We start from the raw sequence: 18,388 nt of genomic DNA on the forward strand, positions 1-18,388 counted from the left end.
CAAGCCGGTCGTGTCAGATGCGGATTGGGTGCAGGCGTGGGGAAGGCCTCGTACGTACCAAGCACGGCGCGCAAGAAGCCCATTGGAATAGCCGCTAAGCGGTCGTCACGCCGTTGTTGGCACGATCCTGCGCCTCGGAGAGCAGGCTCCAGTTGTTCGCTGGATCGTAGCCCTTGTCGCCGAAGTACATCATTCGCCAGTTCTCGAGCTTAGAGACATCTTTTCCAAAGCCTGCTACTGAGTCATGTACAAGGTAATCAAACAGATCGAGCATCTGGCTGCGGTTATTCTTGTGCTGGACGGAATCCATCGCGAAGCCGTCCGAGCGATCGGGCGAGGTGGATTGATCACGCATGAACCCGTCAAAAAAATCCGCTGGCAGCGGTGGGTGCTGCGTGAAGTCATCAACCGTTTGCAGCGCGTCCAAAAGCGTTTGCTCGCGAAGGGTCAGGGGGGCGTTGCTGCGCTGCTTAACGCGCGCCGCCTCCATGGCCTCTTGCACGGAAGTGCCGCCCTTCGTGATCCGCACCAATTCCCCATCTTGTTCGGCCACCAGATCGCCGTTGTTGGTTTGCGCCAGCACCGTCTTGGCCTCGGGCAAGCGTGCCGTTGCGGCCGCACCCCGTGTCTGCGCAGACAGGTAGCTGCGCGTGGCGTACAGCCAGTGCATGTGCGCCCCCACCGCCTGCTCCAACGGGCCGCTCGGTAGCACGGTGCGCAGGTAGTGGTTGTAGCGGGTGGCGGTGTCGGGCGAAACGTTGAACCACATCCTGATCTTGGGAGCTAGGGTTTCCAGTGCCTGAATCGGCACGCCCGCCACACGGGCGGCGCGGTGCATGTGCACGAGAGGGATCTGGCTGAGCTTCTCATCATCCCGCAACGCCCGGGTCTGCTCGCCCGGTGCATAGCCGCCGCCCACATCCGTGTGCACGCCTGGGTACACCTGCTCGAAGGTATTGGACGGATAGCTTTCGCCATCGCGTACCGAGTCGAGCGGAAACGAATCGCGCACCTCATGTGCGGCCACGTAGTGGATGCACTGCTCCGCCATGGCGGGGATCTTAAGGTTGCCTGCCCAGGCGTAGTGGCCATTCTTGGGAACCAGGGCAAGCCCGGCCCCCACCAGCAAGGCCGCCGGGCCGAACAACACCGTGCCAGCGGCCGTCATGACCGCTAGTAAAGGGCTGCGGTCGATGGCCTGCACGCTCGTTTGCATGCCCACCGACGCCACGGTATCGAACAGGCCCATGAAGTAGAGGCGGATGGGATGGCCTTGATGGCGCCACCCCTCGTCTTCCTGCTGACATTCCTTGGTCAGCCGCACGGCGAAGGCTCGCGCCAGCGCCGCCCCGCGCGAGAAGCCGAACAGGGCCACATTGATCATCCGGATCGGGTGCTGAGGGTTGGCGGCGCGGGCCTTCGCACGGGTGAGGATGTCATCGAATTGTTCCTTGGCCCACTGTAGGCGTTTCTCGCCGCCGACCCCGAAAGCGCCGCCAAGTGTGCTGTATGTCGTTTCGCCGATCTCGGGGAAAGGCGTTCCCAGACCGGGGATGTAGATTCGATACGTTCCCTTACTTTCATCTACGTCCTCATGCGCCATGAACAGGCGCGCCACGTTGCTGTGCTTGGACTTAGGGAGGTGGTCCCGCATGTTGTTGCCTGTGCCATCGAAGAACAGCGAGATCGACAGTACTTGCGAACAATCCGACATGCCGGGGCGTTTGGCGGGGTCGAAGCAGGCCATGGAGCCGGCGCGCTGCTGGCGTTCCTGCGCGGTCAGCGGGCGCTGGCCAGCCAGCTCAGGGATTTGGGCGTCATCAAGCATCGTGGAGGACTCCGTTATCGGATGAAGGGCAGGCGGCGTTCGAGCTTAAGCCGAGGGTCTAGAGAATCAAATCGCCCCACGATGGCGGCCTCGATATGACCGTCCGGGTAGAAGTGAACGGTGAGATATTTCGGGTCCGGCGGAATGGGGCCGGTCACCTCCACCTTGCGCGTGAGGTAGGGGCTCGCGGGTTCGATGGTTTTGCGCGTTTCATAGGACACGAGTTCGTCCAATTGGTACTCCACGTCCACCCAGAACGGAGTCTTGGTGGCGCGGCTCAGGACGACGCAGCAGACTATCCCACCCCCACCCGAGGTAGGCGTGCTGAGATTAATGTTTCCCCCGCCCGCCCCGTTCACAGAAAATTCCGGAATGGCGCGGTCCGTGTAATCGTAGCCAATGATCGCTAGGGTGTATGGCTCTTGTGCAGCGCAGCCGGACAGGCAGACCAGGCCCAGGCACAAGACGGTCAGCCAGGGTGAGAGGCGGTGGAGCAGAATCATCGAGCGTGTCCTTGGATTTGGTTGTTGGTTGGTTCTCTTCGAAGTCAAACAGGCCGTACCAGGTGGGGATTCGGCGCAGGCGTCGGGAAGGCCTCATACGTCCCGAGCACGACGTGAATCATGTGTTCCTCCTCGGACGACAGCACGGTGGTCCAACCCAGGCGCGGAGCGGGGCCGGCTTCGGTCCCGCCGATGGCGGGCACGGGAGCCAGTCGCGACGACACCATCATGCGCAGGTGGACATCCGCCTTGACACCGACATACAGGCGCAGGAAGGCCATCAGGTCACGATGCAGCCATGCACCGGGCAGAAGAGCGTGCGCCTGCTGTGCATTGGTCGGGCGCAGCGTCACACGCACGGCGCGGCTGCGGTACGTAAGACGCTGTCCCAGCACGTAGCCGCCACCGAGACCCTTGGCGGGGCTACCCACGGCTGGTGGTCCGCCCGATGCGGTCAGCGGCTGGGGCGTCCCCGCGCTTGTGGTGACCGACCAGAATTCGTCCACACGGACGTCCACCCCCGGCACGGCCAGCGCAATCACACCGGCCAGGCCTTCGGGCGTGCGGGTCTTCTGGATGAGTAGCCCCAGCAGCGCCAGCATGCGCGAATCCGGCAATCCGGCGCGCTTGGGCTTGTCACCCCAGCCGAAGCCCGCCAGACACAACAGATTGCGCGAATGGGCGTCCGTGCCGCCTGCACGAAAACTTTCCGGATAGCGGTATTTCTTCCACGCGCGATACAGCAGCGTGACGAAGCGGTGGTTGAACTGGTCCAGGAACGCTTCGACGGCCTCGTGTCCTTCCTCGCGCAGCACGATCTCGTCGATCATGTGCGATGGCATCGCCGCATCGACTCCATACAGGCCCATGAAGGTCGTGCGCACGGTCGGCGGCGCATCGGGCCGCTCGTCGTCGAATTCGACCGCGGCGATTTCCCCCGCTGGAAAGCCCACACGGGGCCGCGGTCGGAAGCGCACCCGTTCGTGCTCCAGCGTATCCCGTGTGCCCAACCCAGGGGCTTGCGGCTCACGCGCCTCCAGCAGCCGGCAAAGCTGCATGAAACTCATCCGCGGCGAGCGCCACAGCAGCGAGGCCACCAGGGGCTCGAGATCCGGCCAGTCTGTCGGCTTCACAGCGGCATCCGTTGCGCTTTGCTGCGCGGCCAGACCGTGCGCGTCTGCGCCGGCAGACTCACGATGGCGAGCTTGGTGAACAGATTGATTTCGGCGTACAGCGCGAAGAACCGATGCAGCAGTTCGCCGAACAACATCACATCGCCCTCACCCGCGAAAGCCTGCGCATCCAGCGTGACCTCGATCAGCACGCCCCGCTCGACCGCGCCCCCCGACACCTCCTCGAGCAGTTCCTGCGTCACCCGCAGGATGCCGGCCAGGCGCCTGCGGTTCAGTTCGTCCTGCCGCCAGTCGTACAGCGCCAGCGCGCCGCGCAAGACCTCGGCATCCATCAAGGACAGGAAGTTGGGCGCCAGATGCGACAGGATGCGCCACTGGAACCGGTCTTCCGTCGGCGGATAAAGCGGCAAGGTCAGCGCAACGAGATTGCGCACCCCGGTGACATTCGGCGTGCTGGCTGCAAGCTCGCTGAGACTGGCTTCCCGCAGGCCCTTGCGCGGCAACATGCCATTGGTGCCCGTCACCCGCAGGGAAACGCTCTCCTCTGGAAGGTCCTCCATCGTCTCCCACGCGTGCCCGCCAAGAATCACCCAGGTCTCATGCAGGCCCGAGACGCCGGGACGCACGCGCGTATGGAAATAGCGCTCGGGCGCCTCGTGCCGCAGCATGCCACCCCGGTGCCGGAAGGTCGCAAAGGGAACGTATTCGTAGCGCTCTGCAGTCTGATGGTCGAACGATTCGATGGCATCAACCGCGTAGGTTTCCACATGCTCGCCACGGTGCCCGGCCGGTACCACACGGTATTCGGTCTCGTGGTGATGGATGACGATCGGTTCGGCGTCGAGTTCGAACAGGTTGATGACCGGCGCACAGAACAGCCGCACATTCTCAGCACTGAACCGCTGGTCCGACGGATAGGCGGACTTGAGGACGATCTCTAGCTCGAAGCGGGTCGAGGTCGCGGGCAGCTTGGTGATATCCAGCCCACACAGGTCGACGAAGAGGAATTTCTCGCGAAACGTGAAATATTCCAGCAGCAGTTGGTAACCGGAGAACGCCGCCTCCGCCTTCGGCCACAGGCGCTCCTCCGTCGAGAACCCCGCTGGCTCAAGGGTGACGCCCGACAGCGGCAGCACTTCGCCATCGCGGACCTCCGGGATGCGCCAGTCGATCGAATCAACCTGACGCGTGAGCGCCAGATGCATGGCAAACGCCGTCGGCAGATCGGCATTCAGGTACAGGCGCAATCTCGACAGATCCGTCTCCGTGCGGCGCGCCGACGCTTGTAGCATGAAGCCCAGTCGAATCACCGAGCGCCCATCATGGCGTACCGTGGGCCCGGCATGGGTGATCGACACCGGTTGCAGCGTGACCGCCTGGGTGGTCCGGTACAGGCACTGCACAGTCTTGGGTGTCGAACCTTGCACGTCAGAGGCTTGCGGCAAGGTGATCGGCGCTGAGCGCACCGGGACGCCTGGCGGGACGAACTCGGTCTTTTGGAGCTTCTCTGCGAGCGGAATCAGTTCCACCACGGAGAGCGACGGGATCATCCGCAGGTAATGCGGCCACAGCAAGCTCACGAGCCCTTCGGTAAGTTCCGGCAGCTCGTCATCGAGCTTTTGCTGCAGCCGGCCCGTCAGGAATGCGAAGCCCTCGAACAGCCGTTCGACGTACGGGTCGCGATCGCCCACGCGGTCCAGGTTGAGCAGGCGCGCGCGGTCGGGATGCGCCTGCGCGAATTCCCGGCCGGACTCGCGCAGGTAACGCATCTCGGCTTCGTAGTAGCGCAGGATCGGGTCGTCGTGTTCCATGAGTTTGTGTTCTTATGCGAGCGTCAATGCGCGCGATGGGTCCAGCACGGTCAGCTCGGCGTGGAGTTCCGCGATGCGCTGCGCCAGCGCGGGCTTGTCGGCCTCCTTGCGGTTGCTCATGGCCTTGAGCGAGCGGACCAGTTGATGCTTGACCTCGAAGACGAGCGCCGGCTCCCAGCGCGTCAGAGGCAGCGAGCGGGCAGACAGATCCAGCTCCACCAGCAGCGCATGGGCTGCGTCCGGGCGTCCGGCGTGGTCCGCCAGACGTGCCATGACCAGGCGTTGCAGATAGCGGTGGCGGTCGGTTTTCAGGCCGGGCAAGGCTTCGAGCCAGGTAAAGGCGGCTTCCACGCCCTCGCGTGCCGCCAAATCCCGAGCTTGCGCCTCGATCTCGGGCCAGTCCCCAGCCGCTTCGCCCGCACCCTCTGCGGACACGGGCAGTGGCGCCACGCTCTCCCCGGCTTCTAGGTCGCGCACCACGGCGTGTCGCGCAATCCATTCGAGCGTGGTGTCATCGGCAAACGGCGTGCCGTCGTTGAAAGCCAGCCGCTCGATCCCGGGCAGGCGTTCCAGAAACAGCGCCACGTCGGCGCGCAGCAACTCGCGCCAGGCGTTGTACGGCGCCCCAACATGGTCGAGTGCGACGTGCTGGAAATACTGCAGGTCAAACCACAGGTGGTTCACGCCCTCCATGAAGGCGCCTTCGACACGCTCGAGCAGTTCGTGCCACTGCTTCTGCAGCACAAGCCGCTTCATCTGCTGGCGCAGTTCGCCCCGCGGCGGCGCCAGGCGCGTGCGGGAGGCGGCGTCCGCCGGCGGCACCTCGTGCAAGGTATCCCAACGCACGCTGCGCACGAGCCGCACCGACGGCAGGTAGCCGTTTTCCTGATCGCGCAGCCACGTGGCCATCGCGCGCGCCTGCTCGAGCAGATCGCGCGTGGAGGCGATCGTGCCGGAGGAAGCCGGCATTCCGGTGGTGGATGCCGGCATACTGGCATCGGGCTGCACGCTGCGGGGCGGTGCCTCCTTGCGCTCGAAGCGGGAGACCAGGGGTTGCAGGTTGGGCCGGGCCGCTTCCGGCCAGGCTGCGGTGCGCGTCAGCAGCACATCCAGCGCTGCCAGCGCACGCTCAAGGTCCGCAGGCGCGAACTCGCCGCGCGCCTCCAGCAACTCAATCACGCGCGTCGTGGCGAGCATCTCCAGCGCGCCCTTCTTCGCTTCGGCGCGGGCGGGCAGCACCGCCTCTCCGAATCGGTCAACCAGGGCAGCGGCCAACTCAAGCCCGTCGGCCAGCCCTGCCGGTCCATCCAGCCTTAGCCGTGCCAGGGCATAGTAGCCGGCAAGGCGCACATCCTTGCCGGTTTCCTTGAGCAGTTGTTCGCACGCCCGGGTAATGCGGCCATCATCGATCCCGGAGAGCTTGTTCGCCTCGTCCTTGAGCTCGAAGAACGCGTCTTCGTAGCCCGGATCGCGGCCAACGCCGGTTTCGCCAGCCAGTGGTTGCAGCCACGCTTGCCACGCATCCAGCCGCGTACGCACCAGTTGTTCGGCGTCGCGTGCCGGAAACAGGCTCTTGAACAATCCCGCCAGCATCACTGCACCTCCGCCGACACGGCGCGCGGAGCCCCGGCGTTGATGGCGATGGGCTTCGGTCCTGCCTTCGCTGCCCCGGTCACAAAGATCCGCGCCGGCAGCGTGAAGCGCCGCAGTTGCAACACATCGAGGGGCCCTGCCCCCGCTTCGCTGCGCAGCTGCACACGCAGCGCGATGGCTTGGCTCATATCGGGCGTCCAGGTCACCAGGTAACGTGCGTTGTCCTGTTGGGAGACCTTGGCGCGCTCCAGCAGCCGGATCAGCCCAAACCGCCCTTGCGCGTCCAGTGCCGAGCGCAGCCCGCCCTGCTCGGTCTGCCATTCGATGTGGGAGAGGTTCTCAAGCGTCTGGCCCGGCCACTCGAACGGCACCCACTCCTCCTTCTGATTGAAATAGTGCAGTTCTCGCCCCGAGAACACGTATCGCGTATCCGTGACACCGGAGGCGGGAACCGCGCGCAGATCAAAGCGCAGATGGGCGTCCCCCGATGGGAACAGCACCGTCGCCACCCGGGTGAGCCGATTGAGCCCGTCCAGGAACGCCGGGTCGAGCGCGAGGGCGCCGTGGTTGGCGCCTTGCGCGGCGACCCAGCGGTCACCCTGGCGTTCGACGACACCCGCCAGTTGTGTGGTGACGAACTGCGTCAGGACGCCGATGTCAGGGCGCATGAAGCGCGCCATCTCGGGCAAGGAGGCATCGTTGTCGGAGTCTGCGAACGGATAGCGGCCCCCAAAGGCCTTGTTCCAGTCCGCCACAATGGCGGTGCGCCAGATCTCGTTCAGGCTGGATGCGGCCGGCTGCACCACCACCTCCCAGGTCTGGTCGAGTGGCGCTTGGAACAGCGCACCGAAACCCGCCCACTGTTCGCCCAGGCTCGCGGCCAGCCGGCTCGCGTAGTCCCGACTGTCCGCGATATCCGAGCTCTTGCCCTGCAGTACCGACTGCGCGGCTATGCGCGACATCGCATCGGCATCCGGACTCGCCACCATTTGCTGGGCTTTGAGACGCATGGCGGTGACGCGTTCGAGATAGCGGGCGAGGCTCAGGTCGCCGGTGGTGGCAAGCTGTACGCCGGCCTTGCCGTTTGCCGGCGCACCCGACACGACGTCGCTGCCGGTCAGGCGCAGGATCGGCCCAAAGGGTCCCGCGAGGGGTGCCAATTGGGCTTGCGTCTGCTTCGAGGGGTCCTTCTCGCCGGCGCCGACGAGTTGCTGGGCCTTGCCCAGCAGGGTGTCGGACAACGATTGCGTGGTGGCGCCCGCCCCGGCCTGATACACGATCGCATTCATCAGGGCGACCAATGGCGAGCGTTGCGGGTCACCCAGCAGCGTCAGTTGGTCGACGGTACCGGACAAGGTGGGCACACTCTGCCAGCGCAAGCCATTGAGGAACAAGGCCCACGCGCGGGTGTAATCGTCGAAATACCGTTGGCGCAGTTCGGCTTTGAGTGTCGAGGGTGCCTGGTTGGCCGTCTTGGCGTCCGACAGTACCCAGTCCCCTGCAACATTGCGCTGTTCGCTGGCTTCATCGATTGCCTTCGCGATGCGTCCGTCCCATGCGGCCCGTGTGAACACGCCCGGTATGGCCGTGGTCGCGTCGAACAGCCCCCGGCTGGTGGTGTCGCCCAGCAGCATGGCGAGGGTCACGGGCGGGTATTTAGCGGCTGCCTCTTCAAGAATCTGCTGATAGAGCGCATCGCGAGAGTTCTGGATACCGCGCACGCCGATGATGGTCTGGCGCGCTGCGGCGACGAGCCCGACGTCCGGGTCGATCGCGAGCGCAGCGCCGTCCTCTCCTGCGCGGTGTCCGAGGTGGTTTGCGAGAAACGCGATGGTGTGTTGGCGCAGGTCTTCCCAGGCGCCGGACGAGACCGATGCATTGCCTGGGCGTGCGGGTACAGCGGTGGCAATAAGTTGCGGCGTCAGGAAGGCGGGGACGACCCGCTCCGGCTTGGCCAGCATCAGGTAGGCCTTGAGGGTGTCGTAGGCCGCCTGCACTTGCGTGCTGCCGCCGCTGGCGATCTGTGCGTCGGTGGAAGCGCCAAGCTCGCGCAGGCGCTCTTCGAGTTTGCGACGGATCGGGCCGACAAGAATGCGGCCAGCGGCGTTCGCATACCCGGGCCACAACGCCTCGAGCAATGCGGCGTCTCGGTTCAGGCCAAATCGGGTGATCCACGGTGCGCCGTCGCGTTGTCGGGTCTCCAGCGTTTCGATTTGTTTGTCGAGGCTGTCCAATGTCAGCAGCGCCTGCGTACGGTCCTGCGTCACGGACAGGTGATTGAGTGTGTCAGCAGCCGCTTGGGCCGTCGCACGGTTCGTGAAGCCCGACAGCATGGTGCCGGCGATCCAGCAGCCGACGAGTGCCGTGGTAACCCACGCGGCGGTGGTCGACCACGAAAAGCCGACACGGCGGCCATAGACCTTGCGGCTATGCTCGGCGACGGTCTGCCAGACCGGGTGCTGCTGGGGAAGAGCCAGTGGGTCGTCTTCACCGTCCTCGCCAGGAGCGGACTGAACCGGGTCCCGTGTCTTGCCCAGCGGCGCGAACAGCAGCCCATGCACGGCGTTGCACCAGAAGCGCGACTGGGCGGTCTGCAACACCAGGCCCGACAACGCAGCGTGCAAGCCAGAGATGTGCTGTGAGAGTTCGGCGGGATAGCGGTCGAGAGGATTCTGCGTGAGGCGGACCACGCCCCCGTCCGCGAGGTTGTGTGCGAGATCCTGCAGCGACGCATCGATCTGCTCGGCGTTTGCGCGCGGGTTGGCCCAGGTGAAACCGATGGTCTCTTCCGGTCCCGAGGCGTTGCCTCCAAAGGTCGTGGCATTGAGCAGATACACAGGGGCTGCCCAGCGCAGCGCGCGAGCGTGGCGGGCCAGCCGTTGGGCAACGCTGTCTGGGTCGAAGGGTGTATTGGGGGTGCTTCGATTGCGCGTGACGGCCACGACCGCATCGACCGGGCGACGGCGGCGCAGGCGGCGGATCTGGTCGAGCCAGTCGGTGTCGAGCGTGTTGCTGGTCTGCTTGGCGTAGAGTAGGACCGTGTCGCCAGTGAGCAGGTAGCCGGCTTCAGCCAGGCCTGGCGCTATGAGCTTGACCAGCGGTTCGTCGCCGACGACGAGCACCCAGCGGTCGTGGTAACGCCAGCGCCAGCCGTGACGGTCCAACAAGATTGCCTTGAGCGCGTTGCGACGGACAGGTGCTATCTCGGCACTTGCAGCCTTCTCGTCATCGACTCGCGCAAGCTGCGCGCGTTCATAGCGCCCCGCTCCCCGGCGTGGCGCGTGGCGCGCAACAATGCGCCAAGCTGCAGCCAGCCACGCTCGGCCTGCCAGAAACAGCAAGCCAACAAGACCGACAAACACAATGCGGCGCACCGGCGATGGATCAAGGCTTGCGCCATTGGACCAAGCGAAAATGGCGACCAGTATCGTGACTGCGGTGACAAGAATCCAGTATCCCGACAACTTCGGCAACTTCATGCTCTGTAGTCCATTCTCTGCTTACGCGATGGATTGAATGATGGCGAACCGCAAGGTGCCTTCGCGCCATGCCACCCACTGTGGGCGCTTGGCTTGTGCCGCATGTTCGATTCCTAGTGCCAATGCAAGCCACCCACCGGCTACCCCTTGGCGCCCGAGCTCGCTATCAAGGTCGTGGACACCGGACAAACCAGGCGTCTGCGACACCCCGAAAGAAAGGTTTCCGAGACGATCCGCGATGGCGGTTTTGTCGATGGCATCCAAACCGACCTGCCACACATCCTCAACTTTGTCGGGCGTCGTACAACCCCATTGCAGTGAAGTCGTCATAGCCGATTCCGGGGTCTGAACACCCTCCTCGACTGGCCGATGCAGCAAAGCAATACTCTTGAGTCGGCGGCGCTTGGCAAGCGGCGCCCAGCCCAATAGCAGCGCAACTGCGGCTTCGGCCACCTCCGATGAAGGGGTGTCGCGCAGGCCAACGGCGACGAACAGCGTGAAGTTTTCAAGCTGCGGCCCACCCTTTTGGTCAAGCCACGCGTCCAATGCCATGACGCCCGTCTCTGTGGGCACCAACGCGGCCTTGGCTGTCCGCAGCCCTTTAGCACACCAACAGGCTTGCCAACTGTCCAGTTGTGCCTGCCTTCCCTCGCCCTCTGGCAACGCCAACCGCACGCTGAATGGCACGTCAGCAGGGATAGCGCTGACCATGTTTGCCACTGCATCAATCAAATCCTTGAAGCAAGCACGGTAGCGCGTGGGGTCCTCGTCATCGCCAGCCAAACTGAGCGTGATTTCGGGTCGGAGTGCGGCTTCAGACGCAGCATCGGGCCCCTCCTGCAGACCGTCAGTCTGCGTCCATCGCTGCGACACACCTTGATTGCCCGCTCCCGTCAGGTAGGTAAGCCCGACGACCGCAAGTGGGTCGCTGCCAAACTGCAGGGCTTCTGCCCTGTCAGCCCGCATGACTTCTTCTTCCGCGTCGATACGCTCGTTTTCCTGCTCGTAGTAAAGCGTTCGGAGCCCGAACAGGACGCACCAAGCGAGAAAGGGCATCACCACCAGTCGCATCCAAAACCATACCGTGCTGGTTGGCGCCCCCTGGGGCCAGGTCAGCAACGTATGAGCGACGCCCCCGGCCATGGTCGCCACCAGCAGGCCCATCCACAGCGCAAGGCGTGGAGGGGACGGGCGAGGTTCTGTGGAGACCACAGGAGGAAGCACGACGGGCATGCGCGCTCAGAGCAGGCTGGAAATCAGGCGGCAGCCACACATGGCGCGGTGCCCGTGCCGAGCGATCGGCACGCCGTCGTCCAGCATCGTCTCGTCACCCTCGATGATGAGGTTGGGCCGGATGTCGTGGCGAGGACACGTCACCTCGTCGCCCTTGCGCGCCACGGCACGGTCATCAAATTGCATGGTCTTCGACGCACTGATTACCTTGCCGCCATGATCGGTCGCATCTCCCAAACGAATCAGGTCCATCATTGCTGTCGTGCTCCTTCCGTTGACATAGCGGGTTACGCCGTTGCCAGATCACCGTTACCTGGTTCCCCGTGCTTCTCTTCTTCCGCCAGATGCGTGGTCCAGTCATTCTCTGGCTCGTAGGCGAGATCGCCGAAATACATCATTCGCCAGTTCTGGAGTTTGGAGAGATCGCTGCCGAACCCCGCCACCGAATCGTGAACCAGATAGTCGAAGACATCGAGCAGCAGGCGTCGGTTGTTGTTCTCTTGCGCGTGTGAGGCGCTTGCCTTGCGCCGCGCGACATCGGCCTCAAAGGTGTCGGCACTGCCCTTTGGGGCGGACTGTTCGGAAGCTCCGGGCATCAGACCACCCAGACTTGGCGCATGATGGCCAAGGCTCCCTGCGCCGTGCGTCAGGAAGTCCACAGAATCGGCCGGTAGACCGCGTGGTTCAATAAAGTAGGCAGCACTTGCCTGCGCACTTGCCAGCGTCGCTTCACGCAGACTCAATCGCTTGTGGTTGCGCTGTTTGACAAGGGCCTCATCCATGGCCGTTCGAACATTTCGTCCACCATTGGTGATCTTGCGCAGCTCCTCATCTTGCGTCTCCACCAGATCGTTGTTCCCAGTCTTTGCCAGCATTGCCTTGGCCTCGGGCATTCGTGACAATGCGGCCGCGCTCTTGGTTTGCACGGATAAGTGGCTGCGCGCGCCATACAGCCAGTAAAGATGGGCCGCGACGGCCATTTCCAAGGACCCGCTTGCTCGAACCGTCTGACGGTAGTGGTCGAAGCGAGCTGCGGTCTCTGCTGACAATGCAAATGAGGCTTGGACCTTGCTCCCCATCGTCTCCAATGATTGAATCGGCACGCCCGCCACGCGGGCAGCCCGATGCATGTGCAGCAACGGCACCTGGCTGAGTTTCTCGTCGTCTCGCAAAGACCGCGTCTGTTCCCCCGGGGCATAGGCGCCACCGACGTCCGTATGCACACCGGGGTACACCACCTCAACTGTATTGGATGGGTAGCTCTTACCATCTCGCACCGAATCAAGTGGAAACGAGTCGCGCACTTCATGCGCGGCTACGTAGTGGATGCACTGCTCCGCCATGGCGGGGATCTTGAGATTCTTTGCCCAGTCGTAGTGACCGTCTTTGGGGGCAGCCTTCAGGCCTTCCTCCAAAATCGGGCCCAGCAATGCTGTCGTGGCCATTTGCAACATCGGGCTGCGGTCCAATGCCTTGGCACCTGCCGGCACGCCCACCGAAGCCACCGTGTCGAACAACCCCATGAAATACAGACGAATCGGGTAGCCTTGGTAGCGCCAGCCTTCACCTTCCTTGCGGCACTCCTTGGCCAGCCGAACAGCGAAGGCTCGCGCCAATGCCGCCCCGCGTGAAAAACCGAACAGCGCCACATTGATCATCCGAATCGGGTGCTGGGGGTTGGTAGCGCGGGCCTTGGCTTTTTTGATTCGATCTTCGAATTTGCCCATCGCCCATTGCAGGCGTTTCTCGCCGCCAGCCGCAAATGCCAGTCCAGCCGTGCTAAATGTCGTCTCACCGATCTCCGGGAAAGGTGAGCCGAGGCCGTTCACGTAGATTGGATACATCCCTTTACTTTCGTCTTCCAACTCGTGGGCAAGAAACAACCGTGCGACGTTGCTGTGTTTGGACTTCGGGGTATGCACATACATGTTGTTCTTCGTGCCATCGAAGAAAAGCGAAATCCATAGCGACTGCGAACAATCCGACATGCCAGGCCGCTTCGTGGGATCGAAGCACGCCATGGCATCGGCCCGCTGCTGACGCTCCAGCGAGGTCAGCGGGCGCTGGCCCGCAGGAGACGGCATTTGGGTATCGTCAAGCATGAACGAGCTCCAGTTATCGAACGAATGGCATCCGGCGGTCGAGTTTGAGCCTGGGCGGCGAAGGGCCGTCCCTCCCAGAGAGCGCGGCTTCAATGTGGCCGTCCGGGTAGAAGTGGATCTCCAGATAGCTCGGGTCGGGTGGAACCGGGCCGGTGACTTCTACCTGCCGCGTCAGGTATGGCCCCGGGGGCTCGATGATCTTTCTCGGCGGATAGGACTCCAGTGCGTCCATCTCGTACATCACCTCCACCTTGAACGGAGTCTTCGTGCCTTTGCGCATCACCACACAGCAGGATTCTTTCCCTCCTCCAGCCGTGGGCGTACTCAGTTCAACGTTGCTACCGCCCTGCCCATTCACACCGAAGAACGCGATCGCACGATCCGTGTAGTTGTAGCCAATGATGGCCAGCATGTAGGGTTCTTCCTTCGCGCAGCCCGACAGACTCGCGAATATGAGCAGACCGAGGAAGATGGCCGCACATCTTTGTGCTGCTGTCTTATTCAGATGCATGAGGTTGCTCCATGGCGCTTGCTTGGCTACCACTTCCATTTGATGTGCTCATATCGATCCAAAACGCAAGTTCGACGGCAGCGGAATCTCCGGTCCGTCGAATAGTGTCAAGACAAACGCCAACGAGGGGACCGACAACACGGCAAGCACCAGGGTTGTGGCGATGAGCGCCCTTGGACGTTTGAGTAGAAAGGCAAGCACGGCAATGCACAGCGCATAAGTCAGCACTGCACAGGGAAACATCATCCAAAACCATGCAACTCCACTGGCACCTTCAAAGTCCGATATGCCCTTCGCCTTTATCCAAGCAATTGCGAGACGATCAGCGAGTGTGACGCTCGCAGGGAAGACAAAAATCGAGTAGGACACGTACATCCACGGCTTGGGAACGAGTCTTATCAAGATAGCCACCTCTTTCGCAGGGATAGACCCGTAGCAGCGCCAAAGCACACGGTCTCGCTTGCTACCGTGCTGATGCCGCCCCAACAACAGCGACCGTCATAGGCCGGCCGGCGGCGTTGCATGGACGGGATCAATCGCCTCGATGTCTGACAGTTCTGCCTCAATTCGGCCCCCCGGATAGAAATGAATTTCCAAGGTTTTGGGTTCTGGCGGAATATGGCCTTTGACCGCAACATTCCGTTTGACAGAAGGGCCTGGTGGCACGGTGTACTTTCCCGAGAGGTAGGCTGCGCGCGAGATCGGTTTGTATTCAACCTCAATCCACAGGGGTGCCTTGGTGGACTTGTCCGTGGCCTCGCAGCAGGCATATTCCCCTGCGGCCCCGACCGGGATATTCAATGGGATGACCATCTCTTTGTGACCATCCACGCGGTAGAAGAACTTGGTATCAGTCGTGTGGTTGTGCGTGTTGACGCCGACGATAAAGACTTTGTACTCTGCATGACTAGGCAAACTGACCATGCCAAGGCACAGAGCCACCAGGAACGGTGCAAGGAAATGGCGCAAGGTCATATTTGTTCTGTCGATGTGTTCGACGAGGTTGTGTTTTCCAGCAGCGCCGCCCTGACTCGGTCGGCTAAAAGCGGCATGCTGTTGCGTTCGTCCGGCATGGCCCGCGCAATCGAGGCTTCGGCAATCAGGTAGCGCGTACGCGCATCGAATGCCGCAAGCAGATCGTCGTCGGTTTGGCTGAGCACGTGCAGCACAGCATCGGGCAGCCCAGCATCGACGAAGGCCGTCGTCTGCTGCTCGGTCAATTGCAGCGGTCCACAATACGTGTCGGCCGACAGTCCCAGACCGTCGATTTTCTGCAGGTTTCCGTGCCGGTCTACGTACCACCACGTCTTCACGACCTCAAAATACGTCGTGCGCTGCTCCGTTGACAGCGTGCGATCCAGCACGGCCAGCGATCGCGTGTCAAAGAACTTCATCTGCCATTCGCTCCGGTCCTCACAGACGACATCAAGCCGCGCGCGCAGTCCTGCCACCAGTGCCTCAAAATCCAACGGCGTGAACAGAAAGGAAACGCCTCGAAAATCATCCACGCAACAGCGGGCAAGTTGCGTCATAAGCTTCGTTGGCTGCGCGGCACCCGGTGCAAGGCGAACCAAGTAGGGGCCATATTGATCGGCCCCGTCTTCGGAGCTTGCGTCAAACAGCAGCGCAAGACGGGCATTTGCAGTCTCCCCACCGAACCACTGCCGCAGCTCGCCGAACAACTGTGGATACGCGACGCCGTAAACCAACGCGCACACCTGCAGGCTAGGGTTGGCGAGCTGGAATTCGTGAACTGCCGTTACCAGCAACTCCGGCGTGATTGGAGAATTCGGATGGCTCATTTCGCACCGAGCAAAGCGCCTTGGCGGAATTCAGCCAACAGACAGGGGATACACACGGACTTCGGCAGCAGCGGCAACACCGGCTGCATTGATGCGGGGCCGGGCTTGTTCCAGCTCGCGCACTTCTCAAGAATGCTCCCGGGGGTACAGTTCTCGATGCCACCGCCATGTATCCGGATGTACGATCCCCCGGCGCCGACCCAGACTTCCTTCTTCGCAGAGAGAACGAGCTTTCCTTCAGTGCTGGTGACGGTCAGATCCTTGAGGGCGGCCAGCGCCATCTCGTCGCCTTGTGCCTGGATCTCGACTTTCCCGCGCGACGCAAACAACTTCAGACCCAGCTTCTGCGCAACCATTGAGATCGCCTCGCCGGCGGCGACGGTCAGCCGCTTGACGACGCCGATGTCGGCGCTCTCGCCCGACGTGGCAATCAGATTTCGGGCCGCGCTCAATTGCATGTGTCCACCGGAGACAAGCCCAATACCCGCCGGTGCGCTGGCGAGAAGACCGGCTCGCTTCAAGCCATTCAACGTGCCCTCAAGCAGCGCCTTTTGCTCCTCGTAGTCCGCCGCAATCGCGTTGGCGGCCTTCGCCATGTCAGCCAACGCGCGCATCTGTTCAAGCGCGTTATCAAGCAGGACACGCGCGGGCTCGATATCCAGCTGTTTGCCCTGTGCGTTTGTTTTCGCGTCGGCGGAAAGCAGCATGCCCTTGGCCGCACGCACAGCCACGTGGCCATCGGAACGTAACTCCGCCCCCTGCCCCCGCTCCTTGCGGTTGCCGTCCACCATGTGGCCCAGATTCAGTTCACTGGTCTGGAACGGCGTGGTCAGGTGGATGTGCTCAACCCCTTCCTTGTCCTCCATCCGCAGTTCGTTCTGCGCGGCGGTGCGGATGAGGTTGCGCGTATGGTTCAGGTTGTTGACCAGGTCCGGATGCAGGCTGTCGTGCATCGCCCCAATGATCACGGGCCTATTCGGGTCTCCATTCGTATGGATGATGGCCACTTCCGCGCTGTCGATCAGCGGGAAATGCTGGCCATAGTTCTCGCCGCTATAGGGCTTGGCGAAGCGCACCGGCCGACTCGTGCCGCCCGGACTCCATTCATCCAGATCGAACGGCAACTTGATCACATACCAGCCCTGCTCGGTCAGGTAGGCGTATTTGTAGTTGCCCGGCGAGGTGATTCGCGCCGGCAGGATGCCGTCAATCACCGGCCGTTGGATCGACGCCATCGGCGTACGCCAGACGCGGTCGGCCGGAATCGCCTCGAACGTCATCCAATACGATTCGCTGCGTCCGCCATGCGACTCGACGGCCGTCATCAGCAGGCCATGCGGCGCATCTGCCGGGTTCTCGTCGAGACTGACCATCTCCCCGGCCTCGACCCCGAACGGATTGCCAGACCCCTTGAACACAACCTGCTGCGCGAGATACTCCTCGTGGCGCCGGCGAGCAATGCCCTGGCCCTCTTCCGGTGTCTCGTAGTGTTCGCCCCAGCGGTAATCGACGCCCTCGGTCGTCTTGTCCTCGCGCGCCGCGTTCTCTTCCACCAGGAGGGATACCCCCGCCTGGCGATGGTTGTAGTCGTGCAGCCGGACGGCCTCGGGCACGCGCTGCGTATAGCGCTCCAGCGTCTTGATGCTCTCGGCCCCGGCGCTCTCCAGCCCCGCATCGCGCCGGTGTGGCACGACGCGCTGCTTGCGGGCGTACGCGTCCAGATCGTCCCCAAACACAACAACGGTTCGATCCTTCTTCTGCTCGAAGCGAAACCACATCCCCTCTTCGGCGCACAGGCGCTGGATGAAGGCGAACGTCGTCTCGTGGTACTGGGTGATGTATTCGTGGCGCTTGTACTGCCGGCGCAGCTGGAACTCGAAGTCCACGCCTGCCCGATAGCCGTAATGCCTCAGCGTATCGGTCACAATTTCCTCGACCGACTGCTTCTGGAACAGGCGGCTGGTGACACCGCGGTTCAGGTCAGCGAGCTTCGGTTCGAGCCGCACCCGGTAGCGCGTCTCGTCGGCCGAGGTCCCCAACTCATCGAACCGCGTGATGATGCCGTGGACAGTGTAGGCCGGCGGCTTCTTGCTGAACTTCTCCGCGTTCTCCCCGAACATCTTGCGCAGATAGTCCATGTTCGGGTCGATGGGGTCGATGGTGAACTTCGCAGGGCGGCCGACCACTTGGTCCATTGGGAGACTGGCTACGGGGCTCGTGAACTCGATGTCGTACCAGTACAACTCGCTGATCGCATTGCGCCCAACGAACTTGAGGATGGAAAACGGGGCCGGATGCGGCGCCAACTTCAGCTCATACGCCTGCGAAGGCAACACCATCGACATACAAAGACTCCCTACGCGCAATACGTACTGACGACAACGCCGGAGCCA

The 18,388-nt window shown here is 62.9% G+C and carries 14 protein-coding genes; all 14 read right to left on the reverse strand.

Annotation, left to right across the window (positions count from 1 at the left end; all coding sequences use genetic code 11):
• Positions 1-94: 94 nt before the first annotated feature.
• The gene (locus ABIC76_RS22235; protein WP_354535254.1) at positions 95-1,828 is read right to left on the reverse strand and encodes a T6SS phospholipase effector Tle1-like catalytic domain-containing protein; all 1,734 of its coding nucleotides are present in this window, start codon (positions 1,826-1,828) and stop codon (positions 95-97) included.
• 14 nt (positions 1,829-1,842) lie between these two features.
• On the reverse strand, positions 1,843-2,331 hold the full coding sequence (locus tag ABIC76_RS22240; RefSeq protein WP_354535255.1) for a DUF3304 domain-containing protein: 489 nt from the start codon (positions 2,329-2,331) through the stop codon (positions 1,843-1,845).
• Between the two features lie 44 nt (positions 2,332-2,375).
• A complete protein-coding gene (gene tssG, locus ABIC76_RS22245; RefSeq protein WP_502947889.1) occupies positions 2,376-3,497 on the reverse strand; it encodes a type VI secretion system baseplate subunit TssG in 1,122 nt (373 codons plus the stop codon).
• Positions 3,461-5,275 (reverse strand): type VI secretion system baseplate subunit TssF, encoded by a 1,815-nt coding sequence (gene tssF, locus ABIC76_RS22250; protein WP_354535257.1) that lies wholly within the window; start codon positions 5,273-5,275, stop codon positions 3,461-3,463. Before tssF ends, tssG begins: the two co-directional genes overlap by 37 nt.
• 12 nt (positions 5,276-5,287) lie before the next feature.
• Complete coding sequence (gene tssA / locus ABIC76_RS22255) at positions 5,288-6,868, reverse strand: type VI secretion system protein TssA (RefSeq protein WP_354535258.1); 1,581 nt, start codon at positions 6,866-6,868, stop codon at positions 5,288-5,290.
• Entirely contained in the window at positions 6,868-10,347 is a 3,480-nt protein-coding gene (locus tag ABIC76_RS22260; RefSeq protein WP_354535259.1) for an ImcF-related family protein, read from the reverse strand. The genes tssA and ABIC76_RS22260 overlap by 1 nt, the downstream gene beginning before the upstream one ends.
• A gap of 21 nt (positions 10,348-10,368) precedes the next feature.
• Positions 10,369-11,580: a KPHS_23130 family T6SS system protein gene (locus ABIC76_RS22265; protein ID WP_502947884.1), complete on the reverse strand. Its 1,212-nt coding sequence runs from the start codon at positions 11,578-11,580 to the stop codon at positions 10,369-10,371.
• A 6-nt stretch (positions 11,581-11,586) separates the two neighbouring features.
• The gene (locus tag ABIC76_RS22270; RefSeq protein ID WP_354535261.1) at positions 11,587-11,835 is read right to left on the reverse strand and encodes a PAAR domain-containing protein; all 249 of its coding nucleotides are present in this window, start codon (positions 11,833-11,835) and stop codon (positions 11,587-11,589) included.
• 32 nt (positions 11,836-11,867) lie between these two features.
• The gene (locus tag ABIC76_RS22275) at positions 11,868-13,682 is read right to left on the reverse strand and encodes a T6SS phospholipase effector Tle1-like catalytic domain-containing protein (protein ID WP_354535262.1); all 1,815 of its coding nucleotides are present in this window, start codon (positions 13,680-13,682) and stop codon (positions 11,868-11,870) included.
• A gap of 13 nt (positions 13,683-13,695) precedes the next feature.
• Positions 13,696-14,193, reverse strand: a complete 498-nt coding sequence (locus ABIC76_RS22280) for a DUF3304 domain-containing protein (protein WP_354535263.1) — start codon at positions 14,191-14,193, stop codon at positions 13,696-13,698.
• A gap of 48 nt (positions 14,194-14,241) precedes the next feature.
• Complete coding sequence (locus ABIC76_RS22285) at positions 14,242-14,562, reverse strand: hypothetical protein (protein WP_354535264.1); 321 nt, start codon at positions 14,560-14,562, stop codon at positions 14,242-14,244.
• 129 nt (positions 14,563-14,691) lie between these two features.
• Positions 14,692-15,168 carry a hypothetical protein gene (locus tag ABIC76_RS22290; protein ID WP_354535265.1) on the reverse strand — a complete coding sequence of 159 codons (477 nt, stop codon included), beginning with the start codon at positions 15,166-15,168 and terminating at the stop codon, positions 14,692-14,694.
• Entirely contained in the window at positions 15,165-15,995 is an 831-nt protein-coding gene (locus tag ABIC76_RS22295) for a DUF4123 domain-containing protein (RefSeq protein ID WP_354535266.1), read from the reverse strand. The genes ABIC76_RS22290 and ABIC76_RS22295 overlap by 4 nt, the downstream gene beginning before the upstream one ends.
• A complete protein-coding gene (locus ABIC76_RS22300) occupies positions 15,992-18,340 on the reverse strand; it encodes a type VI secretion system Vgr family protein (protein WP_354535267.1) in 2,349 nt (782 codons plus the stop codon). Before ABIC76_RS22300 ends, ABIC76_RS22295 begins: the two co-directional genes overlap by 4 nt.
• Positions 18,341-18,388 lie beyond the last annotated feature (48 nt).

The sequence above is a fragment of the Ralstonia sp. 1138 genome (genome assembly GCF_040544795.1).
Classification (GTDB): Bacteria; Pseudomonadota; Gammaproteobacteria; order Burkholderiales; family Burkholderiaceae; genus Ralstonia; species Ralstonia flatus.

What these genes read in the sequence shown, in the direction of transcription:
- ABIC76_RS22235 (WP_354535254.1), bottom strand. Translation starts at nt 1,828, where the DNA reads ATGCTTGATGACGCCCAAATCCCTGAGCTGGCTGGCCAGCGCCCGCTG.
- ABIC76_RS22240 (WP_354535255.1), bottom strand. Translation starts at nt 2,331, where the DNA reads ATGATTCTGCTCCACCGCCTCTCACCCTGGCTGACCGTCTTGTGCCTG.
- tssF (WP_354535257.1), bottom strand. Translation starts at nt 5,275, where the DNA reads ATGGAACACGACGACCCGATCCTGCGCTACTACGAAGCCGAGATGCGT.
- tssA (WP_354535258.1), bottom strand. Translation starts at nt 6,868, where the DNA reads ATGCTGGCGGGATTGTTCAAGAGCCTGTTTCCGGCACGCGACGCCGAA.
- ABIC76_RS22260 (WP_354535259.1), bottom strand. Translation starts at nt 10,347, where the DNA reads ATGAAGTTGCCGAAGTTGTCGGGATACTGGATTCTTGTCACCGCAGTC.
- ABIC76_RS22265 (WP_502947884.1), bottom strand. Translation starts at nt 11,580, where the DNA reads ATGCCCGTCGTGCTTCCTCCTGTGGTCTCCACAGAACCTCGCCCGTCC.
- ABIC76_RS22270 (WP_354535261.1), bottom strand. Translation starts at nt 11,835, where the DNA reads ATGATGGACCTGATTCGTTTGGGAGATGCGACCGATCATGGCGGCAAG.
- ABIC76_RS22275 (WP_354535262.1), bottom strand. Translation starts at nt 13,682, where the DNA reads ATGCTTGACGATACCCAAATGCCGTCTCCTGCGGGCCAGCGCCCGCTG.
- ABIC76_RS22280 (WP_354535263.1), bottom strand. Translation starts at nt 14,193, where the DNA reads ATGCATCTGAATAAGACAGCAGCACAAAGATGTGCGGCCATCTTCCTC.
- ABIC76_RS22290 (WP_354535265.1), bottom strand. Translation starts at nt 15,168, where the DNA reads ATGACCTTGCGCCATTTCCTTGCACCGTTCCTGGTGGCTCTGTGCCTT.
- ABIC76_RS22295 (WP_354535266.1), bottom strand. Translation starts at nt 15,995, where the DNA reads ATGAGCCATCCGAATTCTCCAATCACGCCGGAGTTGCTGGTAACGGCA.
- ABIC76_RS22300 (WP_354535267.1), bottom strand. Translation starts at nt 18,340, where the DNA reads ATGTCGATGGTGTTGCCTTCGCAGGCGTATGAGCTGAAGTTGGCGCCG.